The 4,197-nt window shown below is 56.4% G+C and carries 4 protein-coding genes; all 4 read left to right on the top strand.

Annotation, left to right across the window (positions count from 1 at the left end; translation table 11 throughout):
• The first annotated feature begins 618 nt into the window (after positions 1-618).
• The 4 genes from BLW48_RS34755 (at position 619) to BLW48_RS34735 (ending at position 4,017) form a co-directional block, all read left to right on the top strand.
• The gene (locus BLW48_RS34755; protein ID WP_093180236.1) at positions 619-1,350 is read left to right on the top strand and encodes a hypothetical protein; all 732 of its coding nucleotides are present in this window, start codon (positions 619-621) and stop codon (positions 1,348-1,350) included.
• Positions 1,351-1,473: 123 nt separating this feature from the next.
• Entirely contained in the window at positions 1,474-1,878 is a 405-nt protein-coding gene (locus tag BLW48_RS34750) for a hypothetical protein (protein ID WP_143047880.1), read from the top strand.
• Between the two features lie 553 nt (positions 1,879-2,431).
• Positions 2,432-2,824, top strand: a complete 393-nt coding sequence (locus tag BLW48_RS34745; RefSeq protein WP_143047879.1) for a hypothetical protein — start codon at positions 2,432-2,434, stop codon at positions 2,822-2,824.
• 848 nt (positions 2,825-3,672) lie between these two features.
• The gene (locus tag BLW48_RS34735; RefSeq protein ID WP_093180230.1) at positions 3,673-4,017 is read left to right on the top strand and encodes a hypothetical protein; all 345 of its coding nucleotides are present in this window, start codon (positions 3,673-3,675) and stop codon (positions 4,015-4,017) included.
• Positions 4,018-4,197: the final 180 nt, after the last annotated feature.

Below are 4,197 nucleotides of genomic sequence, written 5' to 3'. Positions count from 1 at the left end.
ATGTGACGCTCAAGATTTGGTTCCGAGAGTAGTGTCGGAGAGGCGTCGAACAGCGATGGGGGGGCGGGCGACCTCCGTTCGCAACGGTGGCGTGTCCGACTTCAGTCGGCCAGAACCGGGCGTTCACCGCGTCGGGCAAAATTCGGCCAGGAACAGTCGTTGAAGGCGGTGGCACTGATACTGGAGCAGTTGATTGCAAAAGCACCAGAGAAAGAAGCGCGGCATGCCACGTGATTTGGTTGCGGCTCTCGTCGTCGTCACATTTGGCTTAGCTGGCGTACTTTTCACCCTCTATGGCGACAAGTGGTTTGGCTCACCTGCGCAGCGATGCCATGATTCTTGTGCCACTCAAAGCAAGGAGGGTGTGATGGCTCTTGTGTATCCAAGGACAATGACAGGCTCTAAGGATGGCCCTCGCGAATGCCATTGCCGTTGAGATCAACCGTAGCTGAGCCACTGCTTTCTGGTGTCGTTTCTCGCCGCGTCTGGTCCAACGCTCTGAGCACCTTTGCGGCTTCAGTCGGCCAAAACCGGACTCTCACCACGGTGGCCTAGTCTCCGATCATTGCAAGCTGGCAAACGAAACGACGGCTACAAAAGCATGCGTACCGAATTCTGATGAAATTCAATGATCTTGCCCGCAAGGCCGCCAAGGGATCCGGACCGCTGTCCTACGGTGGCTCGGTTCATCCGGAAGACTTGATTCGGTTTTCGCTGGCGTATGGCGCTGTCGGCGCTGATGAGATTGAACGGCTCTGCGAGCAGCACGGATGGCACGAAGACGGCCTGCTTGAGGACGGCACAAGGGTAGTGCCGCTCGCGCGTTGGGCTGCGGCCTGCGTCGCCTACGGCCGCGGCGGCGTTGCTTCGCTGCAGCACTTGCTGACCGATCGGACGCTCGCGACGGTTGCCATTGCGGTTCTTGAGGAAGTTCGCACCGAGTCTTGCGTAACGGCGCTGTTGGACTACTGCATGTCGACAACCGCGGTTTCGGACGAACCAGACGATCCGTTCTGGCGAGCGCTCGGCGCGTTGAACGCGTTGACGAGCTTCGACGACGGCCTCGCGCCACCGGAAGATCAGCAGGAGAAGTTGAGAGATCTGGTGATCGAGACGTTCGCCAGTGCCACCACGTCGCATCAGCTGACACTTTGCTTATGCGCCTTGAGAGGGGCTCCAATCGAAGGATCACTGGAGTGGGCGGAGGCCCAGACGGTGACTGCCCCCGATGTGCTGCGTGCAAAAGTCGCCGCGATAAAGTCTCTTCGGCGTCGTCTTTCCGGCTCTTACAAGCCGCCCAGTGCCGAGCAAAAGCGTCAGATCCGCAGGCAGCGAGCGCTTGATGTTTAGTGCTTCCGGCCAAGACCTGCCATTCGACGTATCGGCCAAAATTCGGCTAAGAACAGACATATGCCGGCACGGTGAATGCGGCCTCAAATATTCACCCCCCCATTTTTCGTTTGTACTTGCTTGATGTTTACCCTGCACGCGTTCATCACATCGGCCGCAGATGTCCAGCCCTTGGAGGCCTTGGAGCCAACGCTCACCGGAATCTTTCAGGGTCAACATAGCGCTCCGCCGGACGTGTCGTCGAGCGTCTTGCCGTTCAGCAACACGGCCCGCCTGCTCTATCGCTGGCCCAAATGGAGTTTTTCTGTGACGTGCGAGAGCGGCGCCGAAGTTGCGGCTGATGCAGAGCTCGTCTCGCAAGAGACCGGCGTTGTCTTTTCTGGTGGCCTGCCTGCAGACCGCATACGCATCGTCTTTGCACAGGACGAAGGTTGCCACTTCACGAATCACATCATCTGGATTACGGAATGGCTCAAAGATATCCCAAGTGCAGTGCTCTACGATGAAGCGAGCAAATGTCTGTGTTGAGCGGCTACAGTCGGCCAACAGCGGTCTTTCGCGACTGCAGCAGAATTTGGCCAGCAGCCATCATTCAATCGTAGGGTCAACACGATGCTCAAAACCTGGAATGCAGGGGCGATAGCGGCCATATCGAGCGCGCTTGTGCAAAGCAGTGCTCTGGCATGTTCGCCAATTCATAGCGAATCGAGCAATCAAGACCAAACAGCGCGTTTTCGGTACGAGTTTGTCGCGTCCGTCATTGATGAGGAGTCGGCCGCCGACCCTAACCGGCCGGGTAAGACGATAGTCGCCGCACTGAGATTTCGCGTGCTGCAATCCATTGGAAAAGAGCCCGCTGCAGGAGCAATAGTGACCATGGGATATCAGTACATCGGCACTGTCGCTTCTGATTGCAGTCGTCAGACGCGATCTCTCACGCTTCGAGACTGGAGTGCGGGCTCACGGGTGCGAATTCAATCTAACGATCTGTACTCAGCTGAGTCGATTCACACCGTCGACTAGCGGCCACAACCGGACTTTCACTTCTGCTGCCCACCTCGCGAATTCGATGATAAATACGTTGAAACTTTCCTCAATCGAGAACTACCTCGCCTGCGAGGATGATTCGCCCGAGGAACGAGATATCGCGATTCGGGAGCGAGAAGATCTCTTGCAGAGGTTTCCTCACTCCGTGATGCTTGAAATGGCCTATCCGGAACTTGACTACGCGCATCGCTGGTGTTGGCAACGCTTTGGTCCAATGGATGGTTCGTGCACGCAAAAGCACTCTGAGTACAAGGTTTGCTCTGACGAGACTGAACATCGTCACACCGGGAAGTGGACCTCACGTTGGTTTGTGAAGACAGACTACGACTTCGGATACAACGAGTTCTATTTTGTCGAGCGGGCAGACTGCAATTTCCTCCTCGCGCATCTCTCAGAAATTCACTGGGGAGAGCACTATCCAAAATAGCGACAGAAGAATGCTAGGCAAGCTGAGGCTAGTGCGGCCTAACCCTGCCATCAAGAGGCCGCCTATCGGTAAGTCGGTCATCGCCTCCAATGTCAAGCGTTAAGCGGCACGATGGGCACGCACAACGCGACTTCGATTCGCGCATGTATTGAGCGACTGCTATCGGGCAAAGGCAAGGGACTGCTTCGGGCCCCAACGCGCCAAGGTGGCGACAGGCTACAGTCGGCCAGAAGCAGTCATTCACTGCTGCGGCAGAATCGAACTGAAAGCGGCCACGGGAGGAAAGTGATGGAGTCATTCAGGGTCATGCACTGTGCAGTCGATGGGGAACTGCTGGAAAGTTCGACTTTGCACGTAGAAGCACTGTCGAAGAAGTGGCTCACATATTGCGAACACCTCTTGTCCGGCGGACCAATCGTCGCCACGCACTTGGACGGTCCGTTGGCTTCCTGGAGCGTGGAGTGCGCAGCGGGAAAATGCAATTTCAGGATTGGGGACCGAGTTGTCTATGCTTGCGCGATTCTTCGCTTGGGCGCCGAGCGGCGGAACCAGCAGCTCCTGGGTTCATTCAGCTCACCTGTGTGGCAGGGTGCCCTAGCTCACGCCTCCGATGAACGACCGCTTTTCATCGTCATAAACTTGTTCCCCGAAGATGTTTCAAACAAGGATAGCGAGGCCATGTTCCAGCTCGCGTATCACTTCGCGGCCGCATACTTGAATTGGTGCGAGAACAACCACGCTATCGCGTAGGCCGCTGAGTTAAAGGCAGGACGCGGCCGAGAGCGGAAGTACGCATGCGGGGCAGAGTTGCCGCAAACCAGTCATCCAAAAACACTTAAGGATGGAATATGCCGTCAGTCTTGATTCGTCTTGATCCCCGCCGCATGGAGAACCCAGATACCGATCTTCGGTACGTCGTACGTGATCGCTTGGCTGAGGTTTCGAGCGGAATTCTGACGGACAGCGGCTTCGACTACGAAGAGGGAACTGATGCAATGCTCATTTACCTATCCACCGACAACCTGGATACAGCACTCCCCTTCGTGATCGAACTCTTGGAGAACGGAATGATCTACGAGAACCGGCTGGCCGATTCGGCCAAAGTGGGAACTTCACCGCTTGATGAGACGAAGTGCAATGCCGATTTCGCGGTCGTCTACCCAAGCGCCGAAGCTGGCGCACGTATGGGTTGAGCCCGTAGTCGGCCAGGAACGGACCTTAGTGAGTGGGCCCTGTAAGCAGGCATTCGAGAAATCTATGGATTACGAAGAGATGAGGTACAAAACCGTTCTGCTAAGTCTTGCGTTTGTAATGAGCGTCGCCTCTCATGCGGCCGAGGCAGCGCTCGAAGACGGACGCGAGGCCTACTTGGA

The sequence above is a fragment of the Variovorax sp. YR266 genome (assembly GCF_900107295.1).
Classification (GTDB): domain Bacteria; phylum Pseudomonadota; class Gammaproteobacteria; order Burkholderiales; family Burkholderiaceae_C; genus Variovorax.
This window is presented reverse-complemented; position numbering and strand designations above follow the sequence as displayed.